Source organism: Mycobacterium sp. NTMscope_MAC_12, from assembly GCF_976985675.1.
Window position 1 is genome coordinate 597,172 of record NZ_CDRJYY010000001.1, and the last position, 25,629, is coordinate 622,800.

General features: G+C 68.0%; 21 protein-coding genes. 12 read left to right on the forward strand and 9 right to left on the reverse strand.

All coding sequences use genetic code 11. The features are described 5' to 3' along the window. Window positions 1-9 precede the first annotated feature (9 nt). On the reverse strand, window positions 10-606 hold the full coding sequence (locus AC0KS4_RS02955; protein WP_225328025.1) for an alpha-ketoglutarate-dependent dioxygenase AlkB: 597 nt from the start codon (window positions 604-606) through the stop codon (window positions 10-12). Window positions 607-702: 96 nt separating this feature from the next. Between AC0KS4_RS02955 and arcA the strand changes: the two genes are divergently transcribed. After that, on the forward strand, window positions 703-1,917 hold the full coding sequence (gene arcA, locus AC0KS4_RS02960; RefSeq protein ID WP_225328026.1) for an arginine deiminase: 1,215 nt from the start codon (window positions 703-705) through the stop codon (window positions 1,915-1,917). Between the two features lie 73 nt (window positions 1,918-1,990). Here arcA and AC0KS4_RS02965 read toward each other — a convergent pair whose 3' ends face one another. Further along, window positions 1,991-3,523, reverse strand: a complete 1,533-nt coding sequence (locus tag AC0KS4_RS02965) for a dolichyl-phosphate-mannose--protein mannosyltransferase (protein WP_225328069.1) — start codon at window positions 3,521-3,523, stop codon at window positions 1,991-1,993. A gap of 82 nt (window positions 3,524-3,605) precedes the next feature. Between AC0KS4_RS02965 and rsmI the strand changes: the two genes are divergently transcribed. Further along, window positions 3,606-4,451, forward strand: a complete 846-nt coding sequence (rsmI, locus tag AC0KS4_RS02970; RefSeq protein WP_225328027.1) for a 16S rRNA (cytidine(1402)-2'-O)-methyltransferase — start codon at window positions 3,606-3,608, stop codon at window positions 4,449-4,451. A 16-nt stretch (window positions 4,452-4,467) separates the two neighbouring features. Here rsmI and AC0KS4_RS02975 read toward each other — a convergent pair whose 3' ends face one another. From AC0KS4_RS02975 to AC0KS4_RS02985, 3 genes are read right to left on the reverse strand one after another with little or no spacing between them, the layout of a single operon-like run. Next, window positions 4,468-5,724: an aminodeoxychorismate synthase component I gene (locus AC0KS4_RS02975; RefSeq protein ID WP_238958244.1), complete on the reverse strand. Its 1,257-nt coding sequence runs from the start codon at window positions 5,722-5,724 to the stop codon at window positions 4,468-4,470. Between the two features lie 16 nt (window positions 5,725-5,740). Further along, window positions 5,741-6,658, reverse strand: a complete 918-nt coding sequence (locus AC0KS4_RS02980; RefSeq protein WP_225328029.1) for an RNA polymerase sigma-70 factor — start codon at window positions 6,656-6,658, stop codon at window positions 5,741-5,743. Further along, window positions 6,655-7,842 (reverse strand): NAD(P)/FAD-dependent oxidoreductase, encoded by a 1,188-nt coding sequence (locus tag AC0KS4_RS02985; protein ID WP_238958243.1) that lies wholly within the window; start codon window positions 7,840-7,842, stop codon window positions 6,655-6,657. Before AC0KS4_RS02985 ends, AC0KS4_RS02980 begins: the two co-directional genes overlap by 4 nt. Window positions 7,843-8,207: 365 nt before the next feature. Between AC0KS4_RS02985 and AC0KS4_RS02990 the strand changes: the two genes are divergently transcribed. Beyond that, on the forward strand, window positions 8,208-9,881 hold the full coding sequence (locus AC0KS4_RS02990) for a hypothetical protein (protein ID WP_238958392.1): 1,674 nt from the start codon (window positions 8,208-8,210) through the stop codon (window positions 9,879-9,881). 123 nt (window positions 9,882-10,004) lie between these two features. Then, window positions 10,005-11,870: a putative bifunctional diguanylate cyclase/phosphodiesterase gene (locus AC0KS4_RS02995; protein WP_238958242.1), complete on the forward strand. Its 1,866-nt coding sequence runs from the start codon at window positions 10,005-10,007 to the stop codon at window positions 11,868-11,870. Between the two features lie 22 nt (window positions 11,871-11,892). Here the strand turns inward: AC0KS4_RS02995 and AC0KS4_RS03000 are convergent, their stop codons facing one another. Then, on the reverse strand, window positions 11,893-12,687 hold the full coding sequence (locus AC0KS4_RS03000; RefSeq protein ID WP_238958241.1) for an FkbM family methyltransferase: 795 nt from the start codon (window positions 12,685-12,687) through the stop codon (window positions 11,893-11,895). A gap of 237 nt (window positions 12,688-12,924) precedes the next feature. Between AC0KS4_RS03000 and AC0KS4_RS03005 the strand changes: the two genes are divergently transcribed. From AC0KS4_RS03005 to AC0KS4_RS03030, 6 genes are all read left to right on the forward strand, one after another. Next, on the forward strand, window positions 12,925-14,601 hold the full coding sequence (locus tag AC0KS4_RS03005) for a hypothetical protein (protein WP_238958240.1): 1,677 nt from the start codon (window positions 12,925-12,927) through the stop codon (window positions 14,599-14,601). A 179-nt stretch (window positions 14,602-14,780) separates the two neighbouring features. After that, a complete protein-coding gene (locus tag AC0KS4_RS03010; RefSeq protein ID WP_225328034.1) occupies window positions 14,781-16,247 on the forward strand; it encodes a tyrosine-protein kinase domain-containing protein in 1,467 nt (488 codons plus the stop codon). 53 nt (window positions 16,248-16,300) lie between these two features. Beyond that, complete coding sequence (locus AC0KS4_RS03015; protein ID WP_238958391.1) at window positions 16,301-17,752, forward strand: O-antigen ligase family protein; 1,452 nt, start codon at window positions 16,301-16,303, stop codon at window positions 17,750-17,752. Between the two features lie 15 nt (window positions 17,753-17,767). After that, window positions 17,768-18,781: a glycosyltransferase family 4 protein gene (locus AC0KS4_RS03020; RefSeq protein WP_238958239.1), complete on the forward strand. Its 1,014-nt coding sequence runs from the start codon at window positions 17,768-17,770 to the stop codon at window positions 18,779-18,781. Window positions 18,782-18,797: 16 nt separating this feature from the next. After that, window positions 18,798-19,724 carry an aldo/keto reductase gene (locus tag AC0KS4_RS03025; RefSeq protein WP_238958238.1) on the forward strand — a complete coding sequence of 309 codons (927 nt, stop codon included), beginning with the start codon at window positions 18,798-18,800 and terminating at the stop codon, window positions 19,722-19,724. 8 nt (window positions 19,725-19,732) lie between these two features. Further along, window positions 19,733-21,418 (forward strand): GMC oxidoreductase, encoded by a 1,686-nt coding sequence (locus AC0KS4_RS03030; protein WP_275254888.1) that lies wholly within the window; start codon window positions 19,733-19,735, stop codon window positions 21,416-21,418. A 14-nt stretch (window positions 21,419-21,432) separates the two neighbouring features. Here the strand turns inward: AC0KS4_RS03030 and AC0KS4_RS03035 are convergent, their stop codons facing one another. Together AC0KS4_RS03035 and AC0KS4_RS03040 are read right to left on the reverse strand one after the other, a co-directional pair. Continuing rightward, complete coding sequence (locus AC0KS4_RS03035; RefSeq protein WP_238958236.1) at window positions 21,433-22,308, reverse strand: hypothetical protein; 876 nt, start codon at window positions 22,306-22,308, stop codon at window positions 21,433-21,435. Continuing rightward, window positions 22,305-23,426, reverse strand: a complete 1,122-nt coding sequence (locus AC0KS4_RS03040) for a Gfo/Idh/MocA family protein (protein WP_238958235.1) — start codon at window positions 23,424-23,426, stop codon at window positions 22,305-22,307. The genes AC0KS4_RS03035 and AC0KS4_RS03040 overlap by 4 nt, the downstream gene beginning before the upstream one ends. A gap of 213 nt (window positions 23,427-23,639) precedes the next feature. On the opposite strand from AC0KS4_RS03040, the gene AC0KS4_RS03045 reads away from it, so the two are divergent. Next, window positions 23,640-24,095, forward strand: a complete 456-nt coding sequence (locus tag AC0KS4_RS03045; RefSeq protein ID WP_238958234.1) for a glycosyltransferase family protein — start codon at window positions 23,640-23,642, stop codon at window positions 24,093-24,095. After that, window positions 24,092-24,577, forward strand: a complete 486-nt coding sequence (locus AC0KS4_RS03050) for a glycosyltransferase (RefSeq protein ID WP_225328041.1) — start codon at window positions 24,092-24,094, stop codon at window positions 24,575-24,577. Before AC0KS4_RS03045 ends, AC0KS4_RS03050 begins: the two co-directional genes overlap by 4 nt. Window positions 24,578-24,585: 8 nt before the next feature. On the opposite strand, the gene AC0KS4_RS03055 is transcribed toward AC0KS4_RS03050, so the two are convergent. After that, a complete protein-coding gene (locus AC0KS4_RS03055; RefSeq protein ID WP_238958390.1) occupies window positions 24,586-25,629 on the reverse strand; it encodes a glycosyltransferase family 4 protein in 1,044 nt (347 codons plus the stop codon).

Genomic DNA, 25,629 nt, shown 5'->3' on the forward strand with positions numbered 1-25,629 from the left:
GGGACGTTTTCAGCGCACGCCGCGCGGCCGAAATTGGATGCTCACCCGAGGACCGACGGCTGCCGCCGTCTTGGGCACGGCGTGCTCCCAGGTGCGTTGGCATGACCCGCCCATCACCAGCAGATCCCCGTGCGCCTGCGGCAGCCGCAGCGACGGGCCGCCGCCGCGGCGCCGCATCGCGAACGCGCGGGTGGCGCCGAGGCTGACGATCGCCACCATGGTGTCCTCGGAACTGCTGCGGCCAATCGTGTCGCCATGCCAGGCCACGCTGTCGGAGCCGTCGCGATAACAGCACAATCCCACCGTGGTGAACGGCTCACCGAGTTCGCCGGCGTAGATGTCGTTGAGCCGCCGCCGCAGCCGGGCCAACATCGGGTGCGGCGGGTCATCGACGGTCAGGTCGTGAAAGCTCACCAGTCGCGGCACGTCGACCACCCGGTCGTACATCTGGCGGCGTTCCTCGCGCCACGGCACGGTCGACACCAGGGCGTCGAGCAGGTCGTCCGCGTCCGTCAGCCAGCCGGCGCGGATCTCGATGAACGCGCCGTCGCCGAGCTGCCTGCGCTCGGTGTGCTGGAACAGGGAGCCTTGAACCGCAACCTCCACGCGACCGAGTTTATCGCACATCCGTTCGATGGCGCCGGGGCGCGCGACGGGCGTGTGAGGGGCCCGTCCGGCCCGCGCCGCCGCTACGGTTGAGGCGTGGGTGTGGTGGAGCTGGGTACCAAATCCGAGGTCGGCGCGCTGCGCACCGTCATCGTGCACCGGCCGGGCGCCGAGTTGCTCCGGCTCAATCCGCGCAACGTCGACCAGCTGCTTTTCGACGGCCTCCCGTGGGTGGCCCGCGCGCAGGACGAGCACGACCAGTTCGTCGAGGTGCTGCGTTCCCGGGGGGTCGAAGTGCTGATGCTGTCGGAGCTGCTCACCGAGGCGCTGACGCACAGCGGGGCCGCGCGGATGCAGGGCGTCGCGGCCGCCGTGGACGCGCGTCGGCTCGGAGTGCCTCTGGCGCAAGAGCTTTCGGCGTACCTGCGGGGACTGGAGCCGGCCCGGCTGGCTCAGGTCCTGATGGCCGGCATGACGTTCAACGAGTTGCCCGCGGACACCCGCACCGACGTGTCGTTGGTGCTGCGCATGCACCACGGGGGCGATTTCGTCATCGGCCCGCTGCCCAACCTGGTGTTCACCCGCGACTCGTCGATCTGGATCGGCCCGCGGGTGGTGATCCCGACACTGGCGCTGCCGGCCCGGGTCCGTGAGGCGTCGTTGACCGATCTCATCTATGCCCATCACCCGCGGTTCACCGGGGTGCGGCGCGCCTACGAGTCGCGCACCGCACCGGTTGAGGGCGGCGACGTGCTGCTGCTTGCGCCCGGTGTGGTCGCGGTGGGGGTGGGGGAGCGCACCACGCCCGCCGGTGCGGAAGCGTTGGCCCGCAGCCTGTTTGACGACGACCTCGCGCACACGGTGCTCGCGGTGCCGATCGCGCAGCGGCGCGCGCAGATGCATCTGGACACGGTGTGCACGATGGTCGACACCGACACGGTGGTGATGTACGCCAACATCGTCGACACGCTGTCGGCGTTCACCATCCAGCGCACCCCCGACGGCGTCGCCATCAGCGACGAGGTCCCCTTCCTGGAGGGCGCCGCCAAGGCGATGGAGATCGACAAGCTGCGGGTCATCGACACCGGGCTCGATCCCGTCATCGCCGAGCGCGAGCAGTGGGACGACGGCAACAACACGCTGGCGCTGGCGCCCGGCGTCGTCGTCGCCTACGAACGCAACGCGCAGACCAACATTCGCCTGCAGGACGCCGGCATCGAAGTGCTGACCATCGCGGGATCCGAATTGGGCACCGGCCGCGGCGGCCCCCGCTGCATGTCGTGCCCCGTCGCGCGCGACGCAATTTCATAACGCCGCGAAACTGTAACTGGCAACGCATTTCCCGAGTGACCCCGTCGCTGGTTGCAGTCTCGGGGCAAAGGTATCAGCGCCAGCTGGGCAGCCAGATCTCCATGTTCCACGTCTGTTGCGAAATCGGCATACCGGTGAGCACCGGGAACAGCCAGGCGAAGTTCGTCACCACCAAGGCCACATAGGCGCAGACGGCGATCAGCCCCAGCGAGCGTCGTTCCGAGTTGACGCCGGGGCCCCGGGCGGGGGCTCCCGGGGTGTAGAGGATGTCGCCGCAAATCAGCGCGATGGCCATCACCAGGAACGGCGCCATGGTCGCCGCGTAGAAGAAGTACATCTGCCGATCGATGTCGGCGAACCACGGCAGCCACCCCGCGCAATAGCCAACCAGCACAGCGGCGTAACGCCAATCGCGGCGCACCAGCATCCGCCACAGCGCGAAGATCAACACCGGTACCGCCAGCCACCACATCGCGGGCGTGCCCACCAGCATCTCGGCCTTGACGCAGGACTGGGCGCCGCACCCGGGCACGTTCTGCTCGTCGATCGCGTAGAGCACCGGCCGCAACGACATCGGCCAGCTCCACGGTTTCGACTCCCACGGGTGGTAGTTGCCGGCCGAATTCGTCAAGCTCTGGTGGAATTGGAAAGCCTTGGCGGAGTAATGCCACAGCGATCGGATCGCGTCGGGCAGCGGGATCAGCGAATGCGGGCCGATCGTCTGGCCCACCTCGTGCCGATCGATGGCGGTCTCGGAGGCGAACCACGGCGCGTAGCTGGCCAGGTACACCAACACCGGGATGAGGCCCAGCGCGTAGCCGGTGGGGATGAGGTCGCGCCGCAGGGTCCCCAGCCAGGGCCGGTCCACCTGGTACTGGCGCCGCGCGGCCACGTCGAACGCCAGCGACATCGCGCCGAAAAACACCACGAAGTACAGGCCCGACCACTTTGTGCCGCAAGCCAATCCGAGCAGGATCCCGGCGCCGAAGCGCCACCACCGCACACCCAGCCGCGGGCCCCATGCCGTGTCGGCGATGCGGCCCTGCACCAGCGCGACGTGCATTCGTTGCCGCACCTGGTCGCGGTCGACGATCAACGCGCCGAACGCGGCGACCACGAAGAACGTGAGGATGCCGTCGAGCAGCGCGGTCCGCGAGGCGACGAAGCTGACGCCGTCGCAGATGACCAGCACGCCGGCGATCGCGCCGATCAGCGTCGACCGGCTGATCCGTCGGACGATCCGCATCACCAGCGCCACCATGACCACGCCGAGCAACGCGCCAGTGAACCGCCAGCCGATGCCGCTGTAGCCGAAGATCGCCTCACCGATCGCGATGAGCTGCTTGCCCACCGGCGGGTGGACCACCAGACCGAACCCCGGATTGTCCTCCACCCCGTGGTTGTGCAGCGCCTGCCAGGCCTGCGGGGCGTAATGCTTTTCGTCGAAGACCGGCGTGCCGGCATCGGTGGGCGAGCCCAGGTTCAGGAAGCGGGTCACCGCGGCCGCCACGGTGATCACGCCGGTCGCCACCCAGCCGCGGACGTGATCGGTCGGCCCGAAATCGGCCACCGGAACCCGCGGGCCCGGGCTGACGACGGGGACCACGCGCTGCTTCTCGGCGCCCTCGATGGTCAAGGGGGATTCGCGGGGCGGGGCAGTCATCGGTGTCGATCGTAGGCTGTCGACCATGACCACCGGCCGCCTGTTGCTGGGCGCGACCCCCTTGGGCCAGCCCTCGGACGCCTCGCCCCGCCTCCTGGACGCGCTGGCCAGAGCCGACGTGGTGGCCGCCGAGGACACCCGCAGGGTCCGGACGTTGGCCCACGCCCTCGAGGTGACGATCACCGGCCGGGTGATCAGCATGTTCGACCGGATCGAGGCGACGCGGGTGGAGTCGCTGCTCGAAGCGATCACCGCGGGCGCGACCGTGCTGGTGGTCAGCGACGCCGGGATGCCCGTCATCAACGACCCCGGGTTCCGGCTGGTGACGGCGTGCGTGGAGGCCGGCCTGCCGGTGCACTGCTTACCGGGGCCCTCGGCGGTGACGACCGCGCTGGCCCTATCCGGCCTACCGGCGGAGAAGTTCTGCTTCGAGGGGTTCGCGCCGCGTAAGAAGGCGGCGCGGCGAACCTGGCTGGATTCGCTGGCCGACGAGCGCCGCACCTGCGTGTTCTTCGAGTCACCGCGCCGGTTGTCCGGTTGTCTGCAGGACGCGGTCGAACGGCTCGGCGGCGCACGCCGGGCCGCGGTGTGCCGGGAACTGACCAAGGTGCACGAGGAAGTGGTGCGCGGATCGCTCGACGAACTGGCGGCGTGGGCGGCCGACGGTGTGCTCGGCGAGATCACCGTCGTGCTGGCCGGTGCGACGCCGCGCGCCGACCTGCCGTCGCTGGTCGCCGAGGTCGAGGAGATGGTCGCGGGCGGTGCCCGGGTCAAGGACGCCTGCGGTGAGGTGGCGGCCGCGCATCCCGGGGTGCGGTCCCGTCAGCTTTACGACGCGGTCCTGCAGTCTCGCCGCGGCCATCAGGATTAGCGGCGGGCCGCCGCCATCAGGACAAGCCCGCCGGGGCGGCGGCCGCGATCGATGGCAGCCCGACGATGGGCGACGCCTTGTGCAGGCATTCGGCCCACTCGGCGTCGGGGTCGGAATCGGCGGTGATCCCGCCGCCGACACCCAGCACCGCCCCGCCCGCGGCATCGAATTCGACGGTGCGGATCGCGACGTTGAGTTCGCAGCCGGCGACCGGTGAAGCCAACCCGATTGTGCCGCAATAGATTCCGCGACGGTGCGGCTCCCACTGTGAGAGCAGTTGGCGGGCACGGTGTTTGGGTGTCCCGGTGACCGACGCCGGCGGAAAGGTGGCGTCCAGCAGCGCCGACGTCGGCAACTCGACCGGAACCTGGGCCGCCACCGTGGACACCAGGTGCCACACGCCCGGTGCGCGGCGCACCACCAACAGCTCGGGTACGGTCACCGAACCGACGATCGCCACGCGGCCGAGATCGTTGCGGACCAGGTCGACGATCATGATGTTTTCGGCCACCTCTTTGGCCGACGCGCGCAGCGCCGACGGCCAGGCGTCCAGCGGCAAGGTGCCCTTGATGGGGCTGGAGGTGACGGCCGTCCCGCGCCGCCGCAGGAAAAGCTCCGGCGACAGCGACGCCACCGCGCCCCAGGGGGCCGCGACGTAGGCCGCCCGGGCCGGAGACGTGCGTGCGACGCCGTCGATGAAGAAGTCGAGCGAAGAACCGGTGACGGTGCCGGTGAATTGGGTGCACACGCACGCCTGGTAGACCTCGCCGGCGCGGATGGCCTCCAGGCAGGCGAGCACCCCGTCGCGGTGCGCGGACCGGTCGGCGACGCCCCAGTCGATCCGGCACTGCCGCGCCGGTGCCGCCGGCGCGGCCAGCGCGGTGGCGAGCCAACCCGGCATCGGCGCGCCGGACAGGCTTTCATACCACCAGTGCCCGTCGCGGTCGCGGCGCAGCACGCAGTCCGTCCAGCCGCCCGCGGCCTCGGGGATGCGGTTCGGATGCGCGTCGGCGCCGGGGTCGGGATACGACAGGTAACCGATCCACCCGCCGCCCACCGCGCGCGGCTCCGGCGTCCGCGAGACTTCGACGGCGAACACGTCGTCGACACCCACCGGCCCCACCGACACGCTCGGCGCGATCACCGCCAGGGCACCAAACCACTCGCCGGTCAGCGCCGCCGGCGGCGGCAGACCCAACCGGGTCGTGGCGTCACCGACGGCGCGCAGCACCTGGGGTGCGGCGCCGAGATCGCCGAGCCGGTCGATGCGCACCGCCCCAGTCTGCCGCTCACCCGCGGCTGATGTCGCGAGCGGTGGCCAGCGCCGCCAGTTTGCGCGGGTTGCGCATGACGTAGAAGTTGGTGATCTTGCCGTCGGCGATCTCCAACGTGATCACGCCTTCGAGCTGCTCGCCGAGGTAGAGCAGCACCGCCGGGGCGCTGTTGCAGGTCACCGTGTCCACGCGCAGGGTGGGCATCTCCGTGGCCCGGCGCATCAGGCCGGCGATCGCCCGGGCCACCTTCTCGGCGCCGATCACCGGCCGGCGGGCCGCGCTCACCACGCCACCGCTGTCGGCCGTCCAGGTGGCGTCCGGGGCCAGCATCGTCATCAGCGTCTCGACGTCGCCGCTGGCCGCCGTGGCCAGGAACTGCGCGGTGATCTCGGCGTTGCGTTCCGGGTCCGCCGCCTCGAATCGCCTGCGCCGGGCCCGCACGTGTGCACGGGCCCGGTGCGCCACCTGCCGCACGGTGGGGGCCGGTTTGCCGACCGCCTGGGCGATCTCGCCGTATTCGAAGCCGAACACCTCGCGCAGCACGAACACGGCCCGCTCGTCGGGACTCAGCGTCTCCAACAGGACCAGCATCGCCATCGAAATCGACTCTGCGAGAACGACATCGGTCGACGGATCCTGCTCGTCGAGCAGCAGCGGCTCGGGCAGCCACGGACCCACGTACTCCTCGCGCCGCCGGGCGTCCGCCCGCAGCGCGTTGAGCGCCTGCCGGGTGACCAGCTGGGCCAGGTAGGACTTGGTGTCGCGCACCGTCGCCAAGTCGACGGCCGACCACCGCAGATAGCTGTCCTGCAGCACGTCGTCGGCCTCGGTTGCCGAGCCCAGCATCTCGTAGGCGATGGTGAACAGCAGTGGCCGCAGCAGGGTGAACCGTTCGGCGTGCTCGTCGGGCGACGAGCGGCCCGCAGAGGTCATCGCAGCGCGATCCGCTCGTCGGCCGGTGACTGCGCGGGCCGCTTGCCGCCCTTCAGCCAGAAGTACGAACCGGGTTTGGCGGCCTCGCGCCGGATCGTCCACAACGTGGCCTTGCAGATCGTCTCCTTGAGCGACGCCGCCGCCCGGCCACCGAGGTACATGTTCACCGGGGTGTCGTCGGTGCGCGCCAGCTGGAAGGTGGCGTGCGTGCGACCCAGGCTGATGCATTGCCCGACGAACGCCTGGCTCAGCGCCGCGGGCGTGTCCCCGGCGATGCGGCTGAGCACGGTGTCGGCGGCTTGGGCGCCCATCGGCCCGGCGGCCTGGCAGCTCATCCGCAGCGGCTGACCCGACGGCGCGGCGGCGTCACCGGCGGCGACGATGCGCTCGTCGTCGATGCTGGTCAGCGTTTCGTCGGTGAGCAGCCGGCCCATCGGGTCGGTGCGCAGCCCGCTGCGTGTGGCCAGATCGGGCACGGTGAATCCGGCCGTCCACACCGTGGCCGCGCTGGGCAGCACGGCGCCGTCGCTGAGCACCACCTCATCCCAGCGCACCTCGGCCACGGCGACGGATTCCAGCACGGCGACACCGAGGCGTCGCAGCCGCTTGGCCACCGAGCGACGGCCCCGCTTGCTCAGCGACGGGCCGAGAACGGGGCCGCAGACCAGGGTGACCGGGCGTCGTTGCTCGGCGAGCTCGGAGGCCATCTCGATGCCCGTCAGCCCGCCGCCGACCACGGTGATGGGCGCGGGCAGCGGCAGATCCGTGAGCGCGTAGTGCAGTCGCTGCGCGCTTTCCAGGTCGGCGACCGAATGAGCGAACTCGGCGAAGCCCGGCACCATCGACGGCGTCGCGCCGGTGCTGCCGACGGCGTAGATCAGGTAGTCGTAGTCGACCTCGAAGCCCGAGCCCAGCAGCAGGCGCCGGCCCGGCGCGTCGATGCCGTCGACCGTGTCGACGATCAGCTCGCCCCCGTCGCCGAGCAGCGTCGCGTAATCGGCGGTCGCGATGCCGGTGTCGGCGACCATCTGGTGCAACCGGATGCGCTCCACGAAGACCGGCCGGGGGTTCACCAGCGTGATGTCGATGTCCGGGCGCTGGCGCAGACGGTTAGCGGCCAGCGTTCCGGCGTATCCGCCGCCGACGACGACGACATGAGTTCTTTGAGGGGCCACCTCGGTCATGGCTGTCTCCTATTCGTGAGGACTTGTGCCCTTGAGACACCGCAGACCGGCCGAGCGTGACAGCGGCACCGCTATTGTGACCGGTCTCACTGCACGCGGGCGGACGGAAGGGGCCGTCTCAGGAGCGCACCGCCGCTGAGCTGCGGCGGAGCGGCGCCGGAACGCGCGTGATACGCTGCGCTACGCCAATTCGCGGCCCGCCCCCGGGTCGGATACACGCACCAGACAAACCCACGAAATATGGGGCCACGTGCATGCGCATCGGTGTGTATTGGGAGAAGCAACCTTGACGACGACCATCTCTGCGAGCGGCCGCGTGCCTGTGTCGTTGAGCGTTTCGTCGGGTGTGATCTGACGCGGTGACGATGTTGTGCTCATGGAGGACAAGCGCGCTTGCCGCTGTCGTGTGCGCGGCGCTGGCGTTGAGCGGATGCGGCGGCAAGAGCGACCCCGGGCCGCTGTCCGCGATGGTCAGTCCGGCCATCCCGCCCACCGCGCAGGAGATTCCGAACCCGCTGCGCGGACAGTACGAGGAAATGCTGAATCCGCTTTTCCCACAAGGAAATTCGGCGCAACAGCGATACTCCTCCTGGCCCGCGTCCTACGACGCCAGCCTGCGTGTCTCGTGGCGGCAGCTGCAGCCCGTCGATCCGCGCACACTGCCCCCCGACGCGCCCGACGACCGCAAGTTCGATTTCAGCCCGATCGACGACGCGCTGAACAAGCTCGGGGCCCGGAACATGCGGCTGACCCTCGGCGTGTATGTCTACAAGTCCTGTTGCAACGACAGCTATTCCGACAACACCAACATCGCGATCCCGGACTGGGTGCGCCCGTTCGCCGCCAGCTATCCCGCGCCGGCGAAGGGCTCGGCCCCGGGAGTCACGCAGGTGGTGCCGAATTTCAACGACCCCGACTACCTCAACGGGGTCAGTCAACTGCTGGCCGCCCTCGGCCGTCGCTATGACGGCGACGAGCGCCTCAGCGTGTTCGAGTTCTCCGGATACGGCGACTTCGGCGAGAACCAGGTCGCGTATCTGCGCGATTCGCTGAGCGCGCCGGGACCCGAACCGAACGACAGCGCGGCAAAGCTGGGCTATTACAGCCAATTCCGCGACCAGAGCATCACCAAGGCCTCCATCGCGCAGTTGGTCGCGGCGAACACGAATGCGTTCGGTCACACGCAATTGGTGGTGGCCCCCCAGAATCCGGAGATCGTCCGCGAATTGTTCGCCGACGACGTCACCAAGAAACTGGCGGCGCCCGTCGGCATCCGCGCGGATTGCCTCGGTGTGCAGGCGCCGTTGCCGGAATGGGCAGACGCCAGCGACTCGCATTACGTGCGCTCCAACGACGCCGTCGTCAACGCGATCAAGCAGCGGCTCACCTCGGCGCTGGTGATCAGCCAGTGGTGCCGGTTGCCGAGCGGTGCGGACCCCCGGTCGTACTACGAGAAGGGGCTGCACGACGTCATCAGGTATCACGTGTCGATGACCTCGAGCGCCGACTTCCCCGACCGCGATGCGGCCTCGGCGATGGATCCCAAGCTGTTTCTGCTGTGGGGTAAGGCCAATACCTCAGCGGGCTACCGGTACTCGGTCGAGGCGCAGCCGGGATCGCAGTCGATCCAGGGCAAGGTGGCGACGATCTCGGTGGCGTGGACCAATTACGGCTCGGCGGCGGCCACCGAGCACTGGGAGCCCGGTTACAAACTGGTGGACTTCTCCGGGACGGTGGTTCGCAGCCTGCCGGCGACGGTGAATCTGGCGAAGCTGGTCCACGACGAGACCAGCCAATCGCGTGAGGAACCGGTTCCCGAATCGTCGAGCGAGTCGGTGCACGTCGACGTCACGGGTCTGGCGCCCGGCCACTACACGCTGCGGGCCTCCGTCGAATGGCGACAACACAAACCGGGCACCTCGCACGTCGTCAACTACGCACCCATGGCCCTGGCCCGGGACGGCCGAGACGGTTCGGGGCTGTACCCGATTGCCACGCTTGACATCCCGAGTGACTCGGCCACGGCAAACGGTCAGTAGCGACGTTTCGCTCGCTGCGTGCTTTTCGTAACCCCGGATGGGCGCGGTCCTGCGTGATACCGTTCTCGGACATATTTCGACGTCGGGACCCAGACGGGATAGTGCCCCGTATCGGAGGAGTCCGTGCCGCGCAGCCTGAACCTGGTGGTCACCTCCGTCGCCACCGCGCTGATGGAGGCCACGGCACCCACCGCGACCTCGGTCAGCGAAAAGGTACTCGCGCAGCTCGTCGAGCAGTTCGATGTGGACGCCAGCTTCCTGCGCCACCACGACAGCGAAGCCGCGACGTCGGCGGTGGTCGCCGAATGGCCGCGCCGAACCGACGGCCCGGATCCGGATCTGATGGCCGCCCTGCAATGGGACGGCCTCGAGTCGGTGCTCGCCCAGTGTGAGCGCGACCGCCAGCCGGTGGTGACGCCCCCGGAACGGCCCGACGGGTGGGTGCGCCGCGCGCTGAGCCGGGCCACGGCGCCCGCGTCGCCGTCGGTGGCCGCCGCCCCGCTGGTGTCCGGCGACGCCTGCACCGGTGTGCTCGGCTTCGTCAAGCTCGGCGCCCGCAAGTGGAAGCAGGAGGAGATCAACACCCTCGAGGCGGTAGCCGCGCTGTTTGCGCAGCTCCAAGCCCGCATCGCGGCCGAAGAGCGGCTCCGCTATCTCGCCGAGCACGACGATCTGACCGGGGTGTACAACCGCAGGGCGCTGGTCGCGCACCTGTCCGGACGCCTCGCGGCGGGAAGCCCCGGGCCCGTCGCGGTCTTCTACCTCGACCTCGACCGGCTCAAGCCGATCAACGACTACCTCGGCCACGCCGCGGGTGACTGGTACATCAGGGTCTTCGCGCAGCGCATCGAGGAGTGTGCGGGAACGCCGAGCATGATCGCCCGGCTCGGTGGTGACGAGTTCGTGGTCATCCCCGATGAGCCGATGTCGTCGGAAGCCGCCGAGGCGTTCGCGCGTCGCCTGTCGACGATGCTGTGCGACCGGCTGACCATCGGCGGCCACGTGATCAGCCGGACCGTCAGCATCGGGCTCGCGGTGGGCACGCCGGGGTCGGACAACTGGACCGATCTGCTCCGTCGAGCGGACGAGGCCGTGCTGACGGCCAAGCGTGCCGGCGGCAACCAGACGGCGGTGTCCACCGACGACATGTCGCTCAAGCGCGCCTTCCGCAACGACATCGAGCTGCACCTGCAGGGCGACATCGGAAGCGAAGGTCTGCTGCTGCATTACCTGCCCGAGGTCGACCTGTGGACCGGAGCCATCGTGGGTGCGGAGGCGTTGGTGCGCTGGCGGCACCCGATCTGGGGGCTGCTGCTGCCCGATTCGTTCATCGGTGTGGCCGAATCGACCAACCTCGCCGCGGAGTTGGGCGGGTGGGTGATGCGCAACGCCTGCGCCGAGTTGAGCCGGTGGCGCGCCAACGGCGTCGGGCACGGCGCCACGCTGCGCATCAATGTGTCGCCCATCCAGCTGATCAGTCGTGGCTTCGTGGAAAGCGTCGCGGACACGATCGGCGAGTTCGGCATCGATGCCGGTTCGGTGTGCCTGGAGATCACCGAGCGCGCCGTGGTGCACGACATCGAAACCACGCGAAAGACCTTGGCGGAGCTCAAGGACGTGGGCGTGCAGATCGCCATCGACGACTTCGGCACCGGCTATGCCGTCCTGTCCCACCTGAAGTCCCTGCCGGTCGACATGCTCAAGATCGACGCCGGGTTCGTGCGTGACGTCGGCACCGACGCCGGCGATCTGGCGATCGTCCGCGCCATCATCGGGCTCGCCGAGGCGTTCGGCCTGGAAGTGGTCGCCGAGGGCGTCGAGACCCCCGCTGCCGCATTGACTTTGATGCAACACGGGTGCCATCGCGCGCAAGGCTTCCTGTTGTCGCGTCCCCTGCCCGGCGACGCGATGGAAGCGCTGCTGTCCGCGCGCTGGATGCCGATGCCGTTTCTCGCCGATCGCGAGTCGTCGTCGCTGGGCTCGACGTAGCGGCGCGGATCGCGGTGGCCGCTCAGCCTTGGGTGGGCAGGAAGGCGAAGTTGTTGACGTAGGTGCCGTGGCCGGCCCAGCCGTCCTCCCGGCTGCCGACGTTGGCCGGGTCCTGGTGCCGGGCCGGGTCGAACTCGGCGATGGGCCGCCGATCGCCACCGAGTTCGAAGTAACCCGCGTAACCGAGTCCGGTCAGCAACGCCGTGATGTCGGCGACGGCGTTGGGATGATGGCGCTCCTCGGCTTCCACCACAATCGCGGGTCGATTGCGGGCGAGCGTCTGTGTGGCGCCCTGCAATACTGCGAGTTCGTGGCCTTCGACGTCGATCTTGACCAGGCCGACGTCGTCGAGATGCAAGTCGTCGAGGCGCTTGACCGGCACGTCGATGCTGCGAATTTCGTCGCCGTCGACGTCGGCGAGTTGATTGCTGGTGTCGATTGTGCTTCGGCCCGGCTCGGATTCGACCACCCGCATGGCGATCCTGCCGGGTTTGTCCGACAGCGCCACCGCCTCCACCTGGACCGGGGCCCCGACGGCGTCGAACATCGCGGCCAGATCGCGGGCCTGCGCCGGCCGCGGCTCGAACGCGATCACCGATCGCGACGACGCCACCATCGCAATCGTGAATTCGCCGAGGTCCGCTCCGATGTCCAGGGAGATCAGGTTCGGATCGCACAACGACGCCACCAGCGCGACGTCCGAGCGGGATTGCCCCAGGCGGTGCAGAATTCGAAATTTCCGCCGCCAGAACAGGCGCGGTGCAAGTGTTTTTGCCGCCGGCGCGAGCCAACTTTTGGCCGAGCGTGCGACAGCCATCTGCTGTTCTCCTGTCCGATGCGGAGCCCCAGCTTAGTCGACGCGGGCCTCCGCAATCCTTAAAGCGCCCTCGAAGTCGACGAGCTTTTGGGTGCGTGCCCCCAATTCAGCTATACGGCGTGGGCCCGGACTGTAGCCTGTTGTCACCCTTGATATCCCGCGCAACGTAGCGAATCGCGAACCGCCAGAGAGGTAGCAATAGATGCATTTGTCGGGCACGGTTTAGCACAACCAATTATGGTCCGGACAATTAGGAAAATTCTCCTTGTCGCCGCCGTGTGCGTGACGTTGGTGCTCGACGGATGTGATGGCCGCAGCGACCTCGATCCGCTCGCCCTGATCAGCAGTCCGGCCATTCCGCTGTCCGTGCAAGACGTGCCGAACCCACTGCGCGGCCAGTACGAAGATCTCCTGCAACCGCTGTTCCCGCAGGGCAATCCGGCACAGCGGCGCTACCCGGCGTGGCCCGCGTCGTACGACGCCAGCCTGCGAGTCCCCTGGCGCCAGTTGCAGCCCACCGATCCGAGCACACTGCCGCCCGACGCTCCTGACGATCGCAAATTCGATTTCAGCGTGATCGACGACGCGCTGACGAAATTGGCCAGTCGAAACATGCGCCTGACCCTTCGCGTGGTCGCCTACAACTCCTGTTGCGACACCGTCTATCCGAACAACACCAACATCGCGATGCCCGACTGGATGCGCCCCGCGGCCACCAACTACTCCGGTCCACAACGCTATTGGTGGATGCCCGGCGTGACCCAGGTCGTCCCGAACTGGAACGATCCCGCCTACCTGAACGCCTTCGGCCAGCTGTTGGCCGCGTTGGGCCGTCGTTACGACGGCGACGAGCGGCTGAGCGTCTTTGAGTTCTCTGGCTACGGCGATTTCAGCGAGAACCACATCTCCTATCTGCGTGACACACTCGGCGCGCCGGGTCCGGCACCCGATGAGAGCGTCGCGAAGCTGGGGTATTACAGCCAGTTTCGTGACCAGAACATCACCGCCGGGTCCGTTCGGCAGTTGGTTGCGTCGACGGTAAACGCCTTTCCCCACACGCAATTGGTGACGACGGCGTTGAACCCGGAGATTGTGCGCCAGCTGATCGCCGACGATGTCACCAAGAAGCTCTCCGCGCCGGTGGGCATCCGCGCGGATTGCCTGGGCGTCCAGGACCCGTTGCCCGCGTGGGCCGAAAGGGACGGTTCCCACTATGTGCAGTCGAAAGATCCGCTGGTCGGCGCACTGAGGAACCGGCTGGCGTCGGCGCCGATGATCACCGAGTGGTGCCAGCTGCCCGGGGGGACCGATCCGCGGACCTACTACGAAAAGGGCCTGCAGGACGTCGTCAAGTACCACGTTTCGATGACATCGAGCTTCAACTTCCCGGCCGTGGATTCGGCCACGCCGATGGATCCGGCGCTGTACTTGCTGTGGGCGCAAGCGAACGTCGTCGCCGGATACCGGTATTCGGTCGAGGCGCGGCAGGAATCGCAATCGGTGAAGGACGGGAAGGCGACACTGGCTGTCACGTGGACCAATTACGGCGCGGCCGCCGCGACGGAAAACTGGGTCCCCGGCTACCGGCTGGTCGATTTCTCGGGCGCCGTGATCCGCACGTTCCCCGCGACCGTCGCGCTGAAAACCCTGGTCCAAAGCCCATCCGGTGACGGCTCCCGCAAGGAGCCGATCCCGGCGTCGTCCACGGAGTCCGTTCACGTCGACCTGGCGGGTTTGGCACCCGCGCACTACACCTTGTGCGCCTCGGTCGATTGGCAACAGCACAAGCCCGGCGCGTCCCATGTGGTGAACTACCCGCCCATGCGGCTCGCGCGCGACGGGCGCGACGGCAACGGGTGCTATCCCATCGCGACGCTGAACCTGTCCCGCGAAGTGTTGACTCGCGCCCCTTGACGATGACGGCCCGCGCGCCGCGTCACCAATTACGCGGTAATCAACCGGGGCAGCGGGACTGCGATTCCGCCAAAGCCTGCCTGATGATGCTGCATAATCTGCAGGGAGTATGGGCGGCTGGTGGTCCAAAACCGAAGAGTTTTCTTCCCGCCGAAGGCTTTTAGAAAGGTTAATAGCCGATGGATTTCCGTACCTTCGTCCGGATTCTCGGCGCGCACTGGAAACTCGCCTTGACCGCACTGCTGGCGTGCACCGTCGGCGCCGCGTTCGTGACCGCACTGCAGACCAAGCACTACCAGTCGTCGGCCACGGTCCTCATCTCGTTTTCCGGTGCGACCGACCTCAACGAGGTGTACAGCGGGACCCAGGCCGCACAAGAACGGCTGTCGTCGTATGCCCAAATTGCCGGCGGCCACATCGTCGCCGAGCGCGCCATCCATCAGCTCCAACTTCCCATGCGCGCCGATGATCTGCTGAGCGAAACCCAAGTGAAATACACGCCGAAATCGGTGCTCTTCACGATCAGTGTCAAAGACACCGACCCGGCGCGCGCCGCCGCGCTGGCAGGCGCCATGGCCGGTCAGTTCAGCGCGATGCTTCCGACGCTCGCCCCGAACACCGCTGCGAACGGTGTGGGCGCGCCGATCACCGGGGGGCCGCGACCCGAGGTGGTCGAAACGACGACGACGCCATCGGGTCAACCGTCCGACGTGCCGGCATCGGCAGGACCCACGGGGAAGCCGTGGCCCTCGGCGCGGGCGACCATGGTCGAGCCGCCCCGCGTACCGAAAGTTCCGATTTCGCCCGTGCCGCTGCGAAACATGGCGATCGGGTTCATCGCCGGTGTGCTGTTGGCCATCGCGGTGGCGCTGACCCGCGAGGCCGGCGATCGCACCGTGCGCACCCGCGCAAAGCTGGAGGAACTCTCGGGCTTGCCCACGCTGGCGGAGCTGCCGGGAAAGCGCGGCGGCGCTCCGCGGTTCGGCACCGACACCGCATTCGACGACGCGGTGCGGGGCATGCGCACCCGGCTGCTCAGGGCGATGGGACCCAATGCCCGCCAGGTGCTGGTGGCGGGGCCGTTCGGTGGCGAAGGAACGACGACGACGGCGATGAATCTGGCGCTCGCGCTGGCCGAGATGGGCGAAGACGCACTGCTCGTCGAGGGCGACAGTCGCCGACACGTGATCGCCGGTCTGCTGAGGGTCGAATCGGGGGAGGGACTTGCCAACGCGCTCGCCAACCCCGACGCCGCCGCCCAGGCGGTGAAGCCGACGCCGATTTCGAAGCTGTTCATTCTCGCGTCGCGGTCCGCCCGGCGCGAGAGCCTGCCGCCCAGCGCGTACCTGCCGGAAGTGATCGACCGAGTGGTGCAGGAATTGTCGTCACGTTTTGATCGGATCGTGGTCGATGGGCCGCCGGTGCTTGCCACCGCCGACACCGGTCTGCTGGCCGGCGCCGTCCCGGCCACGGTGTTGGTGGTTCGGGCGAAGCGCACCACCGCGGACGAACTCAAGGACGCGTTGACCGCCCTGCGTGCGGCCGGCGCGCAGGTCGTCGGCACTGTGCTGACCGACGCCCGCCAGTCGCTGCACATCAGGGCCGCGGACCGTGCCTACCGGTCAAAGGTCAGCAGGCCGGCGTGATCCCGTACCTGCGGGCCCGTCACCGCCTGGCAGTGGATGGAGCTCTGCTGGCGATGTTCGTGTTCGGCTGCTTCGCGTTCGGCGTGTTCTCGGTGCGCCGAACCACCGAGGGCGTGCTGCTGACCGCAGCGTTGTTCTGCGTGGTCGTCTACTGGGTGAAACCCGAAGGGATGGTGGGGGTCACGCTGTTCGGTGCGTTCGCGGCACTGCCGGAAGGCCTGCACGTCGGGAAAGTCTTTGGGCCGCTGACGATTTACGCCTACCACCTGGCTGCCATCCTCGCGATCTGCTACCTGATTCCCACCGCGAAACCGCGGTCGTCGGATTTCGTGCTGCCGGGGATCCTGGTGGCGGCGGTGCTGTGGTCCACGGCCACCGGATTCGCCACGGGCAACCCGGAACTGACGGTGACCCGTGAATCGACCACCATGATCGAAATGGCCATTGGCTTCGTGCTGGCGATGTTTGTCGTCTACAGCGGTCATGTCAGATTTTCGATTCGGGTGATGATCGTGATCCTGTGGTTTTCGGCGGGCATGGCGATCATCAGCTCGTTGTACGCCATCCGGCTGGCCGGTCGGGCGGAAAGCCTGGAGGGGACGACGGGTGCCGGCCAGGCCGTGCGCATCATCCTGTCCACCCAGACGCCGGCCACCGCGGTGCTGAGCGCGCTGGTCGCCGCCCCGATCGTGGGCCGCGTCCGACCCATGGCCTATCTCGCGTTGGGCGTTCCCGCGCTGAGCATTTCGCTGCTGTCCTTCTCCCGCAACACGCTGATCTCCATGGGGGTGGCGGCCGGGGTCGCATTGCTCGGCAGTTTGAGTTGGGCGGCCGTGCGGCGGGCGGTTGTGGCCGCTACCGTCGGCCTGGTTCTCGTCGCGGTGACGGTGCCCGGGTCGCTGTTTTTACTACAGCGTTCGAAGACCGGGGCGTGGCTGGCCGATCAATACGTCGCCTTCAATCAGCGGGTACTCGGCGGGGTTACGTCGAGTGCGCTCGCGGTAGACGATTCGGCGCTGGAACGACTGCGGGAAATCAATCTCCTCAAGGAGACCATCGCCCAGGCGCCGGTCTTCGGCCATGGACTGGGCTTCGTGTATCAGCCGCCCACCGGCGACGACGAATTCCATCGGTACCTTTATCCCGCCTATTCCCACAACTTCTACCTGTGGTGGTTGGCCAAGGCCGGGGCGGTGGGCATGGCTGCGTTCGTCCTGTTCGCGCTCACGCCGGTGATCCTGGCGCTGCGTTGCGCCCCGACGCCCGCGAAAATCAGTGCGGCGGTCGCGGCGGGCCTCTTGGCGATATCCGCCGTGTGGCCGTTGCCGGAGATGCCGATGGACGCCTTGGGGTTGGGCATGGCGCTGGGGGCAGCGATGGGATATGCCGGCCTGCGGCGCCGGGGCGCGGAGGGCGGGCAACCCGAGGACAACTCCGCGCCGGCGCCGACCGCGACGCCCGGCCCGACCCTCAACGCCAGGGTCGGCGTGGTCGCTTCCCCCTAGACGAGCGTGGCCAACATGATCGCAGTGACACACGTCGGACCCGACATGTACAGCATCGGCGGGACGCAGTCGGTCATTCGCGTGTTGCGCGACAACAAGATTGGCGCCGACGACATCCGAGTCCTGTCGACGTGGAACGGCAACGGCCATCTGAAGAACCTGTTTCTCACGGCACGCGCGGGGATTTCACTGGGCCGGACCCCTCTCCCCACCGTCGTGCACTTCCACATCTCCAATGGCGGGGCCTGGCTGCGCGAAGGACCGTTGATCCGATTGGCCAGGGCCAAGGGCTTCCGGGTGATCGCCACCCTCCATGGCCCCGACTTTCCCGAGTTCGCCAGGGCGCACCCCCGCTTCGTCGGTGCGACGTTGAAGCGTGCGGACCATGTGATCCTGTTATCGGAGGAAGCGCGCGCCGCCGTCGCCGAGGTGGCGCCCACGGTGCGGACCGCCATCGTGCCGAACCCGATCGTGGTGGACCGGGATGCGCCCGGGGCCGGCTCTACGCCACCCGTGGCGCTCTTTGCGGGCACCGTCGGTCACCGCAAAGGTGTCGACAGGCTTGTCGCGGCCTGGCGGCTTCTTCTTGCCGAGGGTATCGAAGGCCGTTGTCGGATAATCGGTCCCATCGACGACTACGTTCCGCCCGAGACGGAACGGCTGAGCGTCGAAGGTCCGATACACCCCGACATGGTCCGTGGGCTGCTGCGCTCGGTTCGGGTGGTTGTGCTCCCGTCGTTTGCGGAGGGAATGCCGATGATCCTGACCGAGGCCCTGGCCGGCGCGCGCCCGTTCGTGGCGACACCCGTCGGCGGTACGGCAGAGATCGCGCCGGACCCGGGCATGCTCGTCCCGGTCGACGATGTGCCCGCGTTGGCGAAGGCGATCGGTCGGTACCTGCGCGACCCGCAGCTGGCCGAGCGTGACGGGTTGCGCGGCCAAGCGCACGTCGCGGCGACACGAAGCCCCGACGTCATCGACGCCGAGCTTCGCCGGATCTACCTGGGCTGCGACATTGCGGCGGGTTGAACTGCAGGGACCGCAATTGGCGGTCAGCGCAATCGGTTTCGGATGCGGCGCACTGATGCAGTCGCCGTCCCGCAAGGAACGGATGGCGGTGCTCGCCGGCGCCGTGGACAGCGGCATCACCCACTTCGACACCGCGCGGATGTACGGGCTGGGGATGGCCGAGGCGGAGCTGGGGGCCTTCCTGCGCACCGTCGACCGCGACAGCGTGACCATTGCCACCAAGTTCGGCATCGAGGTCGGCGGCGCGGCGCGGCGGCTCGGCCGATTCCAGGCCCCGGCCCGAGCGCTGCTGAAAAAGGCGCCCGCGCTGCGCCGTATCGTCAAGCGGCGGCAGGCGCCGCCGGCGACCGGCCGGGTGTACGACGCGGCCGTCGCGGCGCGCAGCCTTGACGAGAGCCTGGCGGCCCTCGGCGTCAACTACGTCGACATCCTTTTCGTGCACGCCCCACGGCCTCAGGACACCGTCGCAAGCGGCGAACTCCGCGAATTCTTTGAGCGGGCAAGCCAACAGGGGAAGATTCGCGCCTGGGGTGTCTCGCAGGACGAGGGGCTCGACGTCGACTTCGTCCGCGCATTCGCGCCGCGGGCAGTCAGCCAACTCCGCAGCGACTTGCTCAATCCTTCGCCGCGACCGGCCGATCTCGCGTTCGGTGTCCTCGATGGTCCGTACCGGAAGCTCTCGGGCGCCCTGCTGGCGGACCCTGGATTGGCGAGGCGCTGGCGCGAAGCCCTGCAGGCCGATCCCCTGGCCCCCGGCGTGCTGCCCAGGCTGATTCTCGCCTCATCCTTCGCCGCAATGGGTTGCCGCGCAATCCTTTACAGCACCACCAGGCCCCAGCGGGTCTCCGAAGCCGCGAACGCCGTCTCGTCGCCACCCGATGCCGAGACCCTCACACGGTTCCTCGCTCTCGTCAAGGAGTTTCGAGAGGGTGCAGCGGCGTGATTCGCGACATGAAGGACTTCGCCGGCGGCATGAGGATCGAGGCGGACGTGGTGGTCATCGGGGCCGGCCCGATCGGCATCGCGACCGCGCTGGAACTCGTTGGTTCGGGCGTGCAGGTGGTCCTCCTCGAGAGTGGCCTCGAACGCAACGATGCGGCGGCGCAAGCGCTTGCGATGTTCGATTCGCGGCACGACGACTACTTCCATTCGCGTAGCGAGCTAACGGTCCGCCGGCAGGTCGGCGGAACGTCGGCGCTCTGGGGCGGACGCTGCGTCAAGTTCGACCCCATCGATTTCGAGGATCGATCCATCACCGCGCAGGCACCGTGGCCCATCGGATACGACGATGTCGAGCCGTATCTCCAGCAGGCCTGTGATTGGGCGGTGTGCGGTCGGGCGGCATTCAATGCGCGCGACCTACCCGAGATCGCGCATCGCGACTTGATCCGGGGGCTCCCCGACGGTGACGTGCGCACGACGGATCTCGAGCGCTGGGCGCTACCAACCCGGTTCGGGCGTCGGTACCGCACGACGTTGCGGAAAGCTCCCCTTCTCACGCTATGGACCGGCCTCACGTGTACCGAAATCGTGACGACACCGGCCGGCGACGCCGTCGACCACCTGGTGGTCAAGGCGCTCAACGGTGGAGAGGGGACAGTGGTGGCGGCGGATTACGTCATCGCGACCGGCGGTTTGGAGGCCACCCGCCTGCTGCTGGCATCGGACCGCCATCACCCCGGGGGGCTGGGCAACGCGGGCGGGCACCTGGGGCGCTGGTACATGGCGCACGTCGAAGCCCGGATCGCGCGCGTGCAATTCACCACCGACGAGGTCATCCACGGCTACGAGCGGGACAACGACGGGGTGTATGTTCGCCGGCGCTTCACCTTCCACCCGCAGCTGCTGCGCCAGAACGGAATGCCCAACGCCGCAATCTTCTTGGTGAATCCGCCGATCAGCGACCCGAGCCACGGAAGCGGGATCTTGTCCGGGGTGTACCTGACGCTGATCTCCCCGATCGGCCGTTTCCTGCTCGCCGGGGCGATCCGCGAGGCGCACACCAAGACGGACGGGTCGCCGCGGATCCTCGCGCATCTGGGCAATGTTGTGCGAGACCTGTTCGGTTCCCTCCGGTTCGCCATCGCGTTCTGCTACGCGCGGTTCGTCCGCCGAGGTCGCAAGGCGCCCGGATTCTTCGTGAAGAGCGCCGACAATCGCTACCTGCTCCAGTACCACGGTGAGCACCTTCCGCACCGGGAGAGCCGGGTCGAACTGACCGACGAGCGAGACGCCCTCGGCATGAGGAGGATTCGCACCCGGATGCACTTCTCCGAAGCCGATTACGCGAGTGTGCGCAGGGCCATCGTCGCGGTCGATGAACACCTTCGTCGCCACGGTGTGGGATACGTGGAGTGGCTGACCGACGACGTCGAGGCCTCGGTACGTGCCTACATGGAGAAGCGGGCCGGTTTCCACCAGGCGGGAACCACCCGGATGTCGACATCGCCGGAAGGCGGCGTCGTCGACCCGCACCTGCAAGTCCACGGCGTTCGCGGGCTCTACGTTGCCAGCACCTCGGTGTTGCCGACATCGAGCCAGGCCAACCCGACGCTGCTCGGGATCGCGCTGGGCGTGCGGCTCGCGGAGCGTCTGGCCAAGGCGCGAACAGCCTGCACGTCAACGGATTCAAGCTAACCCGCGTCAAGGACCTACCTCGGAACCGGCCAGAGCTCGTCGATCAGGGACTTCGTCTGCCGGATGTTCGCACGGCTGGATGCGCCGAATACGATCGAATGGATCTGCGGCTGGCCGCACACGTAGTCGATGGCCTCGCGGGGCGGGATCGCGCCCGAGGCGAGCACCGACATCGCGATCAGCCGGCAGCGGCGCTCACGAATCGTCCTCTCGTAGAGCTCGATGCCGCCACACATCCGGAAACCGATCTTGTTGAAATTGGCGCACACGATCGGGTTCTCGATTCCCTGTCCGTCGAGGGCATCGAGCAGGCGTGGGAGATTCATCGTGATGAAGCCCGGCTCGGCACCGTACTTGAGCCGCACGTGGTCGGAGAAAAACCGGAAGCCCTCATTCATGCCCAGGCCGAGAAGCAGGTCGGTGACGACGTTTTGAATGAAGATGACGGGCGTGGACAGTCCGGCGAACATCTTCATCTCGGCGTCGACCAGAAGCTGCATGATCGGCTCGATGTCCTTGCTCGCGATGGCGACACCGCCCTTGAACATCGACCTGACGGCCCCGTCGTCGGGCAGGAACTTTCGGAGCGCCTCCACCATGCCGAACTCGGTCACGGCGTTGGCGTACTTGTGGGCGTACGGCATGCACGGGTAAAAGACGTAATCGGGGTATCGGGTTCGGTTGGCGCGGAAATGATCACAGATTTCGCCGACACGATCGTGCGTCGTGCAGACGAACGTGCGGATGCCTTCCTGGTACGCGGCGTCCAGCGTCGCCAGCACGGCCGGCAGGTGCTGAAACCGTATCGCCTGCGCGCGCGCTTTCTCCTCCGACATGTGGTTGACGCCGAAGAACTGGTTGTCGCCGAAGAGCACCCGGTCCATGGTCACGACGCCCTCGGGGCAGCGAGTTTCCTGATGCGCGCGACGAGCTCGCGCCGCAACGAGCCGCGCGGGGAGCCGTTCGCGGCCGCCTGCGGCGGCGGGGGACCTCCGCTGACGGCGGCACCGGTGATCATGTCGACCACACGATCGACGTCGAGCGCCGAGCGAAATGTGTTCTGGCCATTCACCCGGTTGTGCTTGATGCTCTGGGCGAAATAGTCGATCTGCGCCGAATACTCCTCGCCCCGAAGGTAATACCAGACCTCGTCGGTGAGATCGGTCGTGTAGCGGATCGTCCATCCCGGCCCCAAATCGGGAAAGCCGGGGTGCGTCTCGCGAAGGTAGATCTGGCATTCCTGACGATCAGCGACGACCCGGCCGTTGGTTCCCCACGCCGAGACCTTCGTCGACATCTTGCGAAAGCTCTCGTCGCTCCAGTTCACGCACAACTGGCCGCTCGCGCCGTTGTCGTAGCGCATCGTGCAGTAGACCTCGTCGTCGACGTCGCGCGAGAAAACGCTGTGCCGGACGACTCCGTCGACCGAATGGGGCACGCCGGCGATGAAGTTCATCAAATCGATGGCGTGGCAGGCGTAGTCGTAGAGGGCGCCCCCGCCTTCGGCCTTCACGCCGCGCCACGTGCTTCCCTTCGGGCGAAGGACGACCGGGCCGTATGCCTCGGCGCGCACATGGTGCACCTGCCCGAGAGCGCCCGACGCGACGATACGTGCCGCCTCTTGGAAGGCGCCGATGAAGCGGCAGTGATAGCCGACCTGCGTGACGAGTCGATTGCTCTCCGCGAGCGTCACAAGTCGCTCCCCGTCCCGGACATCGAGGACGAACGGCTTCTCGCAGAAGACGTGTGTCCCTCGGGCAAGGGCCTTTTCGACCATCGGCGCATGCAGCCGTGATGGAACGGCGACGACAACCGCTTCGGCCTTCGTCTGCGCCAGCATCCGATCGAAATCGTCGTAGCACTCCAGACCGGTGTACTTGGCCAGGATGTCGCGCACATAGCCGGCGGAGTCACAGACGCCGACCACGTCGAGATCCGGGTGCGTGCGAAGGATCGCAAGGTGCGAAAGACCCATCTTGCCCAGACCGACTATGGCCGTTCGAATCATCGTCCGCGCCTTTACTCACTCCGAGTGCCGCATCGGCAACGTGTACGGCCCGCCAACGTGGACGTTAGCATCCGGCCGGATCCTCATCGCGAAATCTCGTCGATCTCTTCGCTGTCGGCATCCCGGCGCCGGCCGCGACGGGAGTTAGTCTCTAACACGGGATCGTCGCGACGTTGCCGGAAAGATCGGCGCGCGCCTCAACCGAGGGGAGACATGGGCCGGCTGCTCCTCATCGCATCCTCCGGCGGGCACATTTACGAGATGTTCTGCCTGCGGGAGTTCTGGCAGGACAAGGATCGGTCTTGGGTGAGCTTCGGGACCGCCGATGCCCGTTACCTGCTGCGCGACGAGCAGGAGGTCTACTGGGCCGCGCACCCGACGGTCCGCAACGTGCCCAACCTGCTGCGCAATCTATTGCTGGCGCTGCGGCTTTTGATCCGCCACCGCCCCGCCATGATCCTGACGACCGGATCGGGCGTGGCGGCCCCCTTCCTCTGGCTGGCCTGGCTGCTGCGGATTCCCACCGTGTTCATCGAATCGATCACCCGCATCACCGAGCTCTCGCTCACCGCCCGCATGGTGAAGCCGTTCGCCTCCCGCTTTCTCGTGCAGTGGCCCGAGTTGGCCGACCGGATTCCCCGCACCGAGTACCACGGGAGGATCGTGTGATCTTCGTGATCATGGGGATGGAGGTCCATCCCTTCGACCGGCTGGCGCGCGCGGTGGACGAGCTCGCGCGCACGGACGCGGTGGGGGAGGACTTCTTCGTGCAGCTCGGAACCTGCAAGTTCGAGCCGCGCCACGCCGCGTTCGAGCGCTTCCTGTCCTTCGGGGACGTGTGCACGCAGATCCGGCGGGCCTCCGTCACCGTCACCCACGCCGGCGCCGGATCGACGCTGCTGTGCGTCGAGCAAGGAAAACATCCCGTGCTGGTGCCGCGTCGCTCGTCGCGCGGCGAGCACGTCGACGAGCACCAGCTGCCGTTCGCCGAGAAGATGGCGGATGCGGGACTGGCGACCGTGGCCCGAGAAACCGAGGAGCTTCCGGCGGCCATCGCGGCGACGCGGTCCCGAGCGGCCGCACCCGATGCGCTGGGCCGGGCCCGCGAACTGACCGGATGGCTGGAGACGTTCTGGCGGGGCCTCGCCTGAGCGCCCCGTCACCGTCGCCCATCCAGCACCTGGGTGATGACGTCCAAAAAGCGCACGGCGACAAGGTCAACGGCGCATCGGCGCGCGTAGTGGCGCGCCGCGTCGGCCCCGAGCTGAGCCGCGGTCACCGGCTCGGCCAGGAGGTCGAATGCGGCGGCGAGCCCGGCGACGTCGTCGACGCCGACGGGGGCCAAACCCGGCGGCTGGTATTCGGGCAACGCGCCGGCGGTGGACACGATCGGCATCACGCCCAGCTGCATCGAGAGCGATTGCACGCCGCTCTGTGAGGCGCGCCGATAGTGGGCGATCGACCCTTTGGCGGCGGCCAGTGTGGGGATGACGTCGGCGTAGCGGAAGCTGCCGTTGCGCCAGCGCGTGTGTTTGGGCAGGGCGTCGGCGTCCAGTGGCCCGTCGCCGATGAGCACGAGGTTGTCGCCGCGCCAGCCCCCGCCGACCACATGTCGCTGCCAGGCCGCCAGCACGACATCGACGTTCTTGTAGGGATTGAGACGGCCGAACATGACGAAATCGCGGCGCCCTTCGGGCCTGACGAACGGTGGAACGCGGTCGAGATCGAGGTCGCTGGCCAACGGCACGACATGCACCGGCGTGCCGGCGACGTCGCGGCGCGCGGAGATGGCGGCCGCGACATAGTCGCTGTAGGTGATGGTGGCGGCCGAATGCGCGGCCCAGCGGTCGAATACGGCGCGTTCGTAGGCCGGCGTCAGTTCGTGGGGGTCGTGCGGTCGATCGTCGTGCACCACCTGAATACGCGGAGTGCGGCCGGCCAACGCGATCCAGCGTGGATCCCGCACCAACTCGGCGATAACAATGTCAGGGCGGAACCGTCGGACGCGGCGCCAGGCTTTCAGGGTCGGCAGCCAGGTCGCGGCCGTGCGGAATCGCGGGTCGAGCACCAACTCGTAACCGCGCGCGGCGTCCGACTCCGGGTGCTGATCGGAGGTGACCAACAGAACGTCGGCGCCCTGGCGCTGTAGCGCTTCCGCCTGCACCCGCACCGCCGGTCGCGTCCATGGCGAAAGCCACAGCAC

What these genes read in the sequence shown, in the direction of transcription:
- rsmI (WP_225328027.1), top strand. Translation starts at nt 3,606, where the DNA reads ATGACCACCGGCCGCCTGTTGCTGGGCGCGACCCCCTTGGGCCAGCCC.
- AC0KS4_RS02980 (WP_225328029.1), bottom strand. Translation starts at nt 6,658, where the DNA reads ATGACCTCTGCGGGCCGCTCGTCGCCCGACGAGCACGCCGAACGGTTC.
- AC0KS4_RS02985 (WP_238958243.1), bottom strand. Translation starts at nt 7,842, where the DNA reads ATGACCGAGGTGGCCCCTCAAAGAACTCATGTCGTCGTCGTCGGCGGC.
- AC0KS4_RS02990 (WP_238958392.1), top strand. Translation starts at nt 8,208, where the DNA reads ATGTTGTGCTCATGGAGGACAAGCGCGCTTGCCGCTGTCGTGTGCGCG.
- AC0KS4_RS03000 (WP_238958241.1), bottom strand. Translation starts at nt 12,687, where the DNA reads ATGGCTGTCGCACGCTCGGCCAAAAGTTGGCTCGCGCCGGCGGCAAAA.
- AC0KS4_RS03005 (WP_238958240.1), top strand. Translation starts at nt 12,925, where the DNA reads ATGGTCCGGACAATTAGGAAAATTCTCCTTGTCGCCGCCGTGTGCGTG.
- AC0KS4_RS03010 (WP_225328034.1), top strand. Translation starts at nt 14,781, where the DNA reads ATGGATTTCCGTACCTTCGTCCGGATTCTCGGCGCGCACTGGAAACTC.
- AC0KS4_RS03015 (WP_238958391.1), top strand. Translation starts at nt 16,301, where the DNA reads ATGTTCGTGTTCGGCTGCTTCGCGTTCGGCGTGTTCTCGGTGCGCCGA.
- AC0KS4_RS03020 (WP_238958239.1), top strand. Translation starts at nt 17,768, where the DNA reads ATGATCGCAGTGACACACGTCGGACCCGACATGTACAGCATCGGCGGG.
- AC0KS4_RS03030 (WP_275254888.1), top strand. Translation starts at nt 19,733, where the DNA reads ATGAAGGACTTCGCCGGCGGCATGAGGATCGAGGCGGACGTGGTGGTC.
- AC0KS4_RS03040 (WP_238958235.1), bottom strand. Translation starts at nt 23,426, where the DNA reads ATGATTCGAACGGCCATAGTCGGTCTGGGCAAGATGGGTCTTTCGCAC.
- AC0KS4_RS03045 (WP_238958234.1), top strand. Translation starts at nt 23,640, where the DNA reads ATGGGCCGGCTGCTCCTCATCGCATCCTCCGGCGGGCACATTTACGAG.